Genomic DNA, 1,340 nt, shown 5'->3' with positions numbered 1-1,340 from the left:
CTCCTGCCCCCGCCCTCTCTTTGCCCACCTCCCCCACTCCTCCTGAGCAGACCTCGGCCCGAAGCCCTGCTTCCGAGTTTAACTGGCAGGGATCCCTCAAGTTGCTGCGCGGGGATCCGGTGGCGGCTTTGGCCGATCTGGATCGGGCAGTAGAGTTGGATCCCACCTATGCGCCGGCCTACGTTAACCGCAGCTACGTTTACAACCAGTTGCGCCAGCCCCAAAAAGCCCTAGCCGATGCGGAGCGGGCCATCCAGTTGGATCCGGGGATCCCAGAGGCCTACTTTAGTCGCGGCGTGGCCCACCTGCAACTGGGGGAGCGAGAGGCTGCCATGGCTGCCTTTCGCCAGGCCTTGGCTCTTTTTTCCCAAAGCGGCAATTTTGCTGACCAAGCCATCCTGCAGCAACTGCTGCGCCAGTTGGGGGTGGAGTAGTCGCCCTTGGATTAATCCAGGACCATCTCGGATTTAGACAAACCAAGGAGGCTCTCCCAACCACTCGGCCAGGGAAACTGCCTGGGCCTGCAGCCCGAAGACATGACAAAAAGATTGCACCAACACTGGGGCTACGGCAGCCATTGTTACCTCCGGACAAAACTGCACCAGGGATCCCACCGGGCGATCGGGGATCCCGCAGGGCACGATGGCCGCGAAGGCAGGCAGATCCGGACAGACGTTGAGGGCAAAGCCGTGGTAGGTAACCCAGCGGGAGACCTTGATGCCGATGGCCGCCACCTTGTGGCCTTGCACCCAAACCCCTGTCAGGCCAGGGATCCGCTCCCCCCGCAGGCCAAAGTGGGCTACGGTCTGGATGAGCACCTCTTCTAGGTGGCGCAGGTAGCAGTGCAGATCCGGCTGGCCATGGGAGCCGTAGACAGTCCTATGGCGCTTTAGGTTCAGTAGGGCATAGCCCACCCACTGGCCCGGCCCGTGGTAGGTCACCTCGCCGCCCCGCTCCACCCGCAGAATCTCCGGCCCCTCAGGAGCAGAGGCCTCTGGCTGAGTATCCGGGGATCCTATCCGTCCAGCCAGGCTTTTGAGAAACTTGGGATCGGCCCCTGCCCCCAGGGTGTAGACCGGCGGGTGGGTGAGCAACAAAAGCCCATCTGGCACCTCAGGATGGCGGATCATCCGGGCCAACCGGGCCTGCTGCCAAGCCCAAGCGGTGCGGTAGGGCACTTCTCCTGCCAGGTGAACTTGGAGAAGCGGCACAGGCTCAAGCCCCTGCAAAGCTCAGGCCACCGGTAGGTTGACCTGGGCCCGTAGCCGCTCGAGCAGAGCTCGGGGATGTAGCAGCCCTTCAATGCGGTCAACCGGCTTCCCGTCTTTAAACAGGATCAG

The 1,340-nt window shown here is 62.8% G+C and carries 2 protein-coding genes; one reads left to right on the top strand and one right to left on the bottom strand.

What is annotated here, in order from left to right:
• Positions 1-434, top strand: a 434-nt coding sequence (locus NW857_RS08785; protein WP_414368692.1) for a tetratricopeptide repeat protein, incomplete at its 5' end; no start/stop codon positions are given.
• A gap of 33 nt (positions 435-467) precedes the next feature.
• Here the strand turns inward: NW857_RS08785 and lipB are convergent.
• Positions 468-1,211: a lipoyl(octanoyl) transferase LipB gene (gene lipB / locus NW857_RS08780; protein WP_414368690.1), complete on the bottom strand. Its 744-nt coding sequence runs from the start codon at positions 1,209-1,211 to the stop codon at positions 468-470.
• Positions 1,212-1,340 lie beyond the last annotated feature (129 nt).

This window comes from Synechococcus sp. H55.9, assembly GCF_047462355.1.
GTDB lineage: Bacteria > Cyanobacteriota > Cyanobacteriia > Thermostichales > Thermostichaceae > Thermostichus.
The sequence above is the reverse complement of the archived record's forward strand: the minus strand, read 5'-3'. Positions and strand labels throughout refer to the sequence as shown.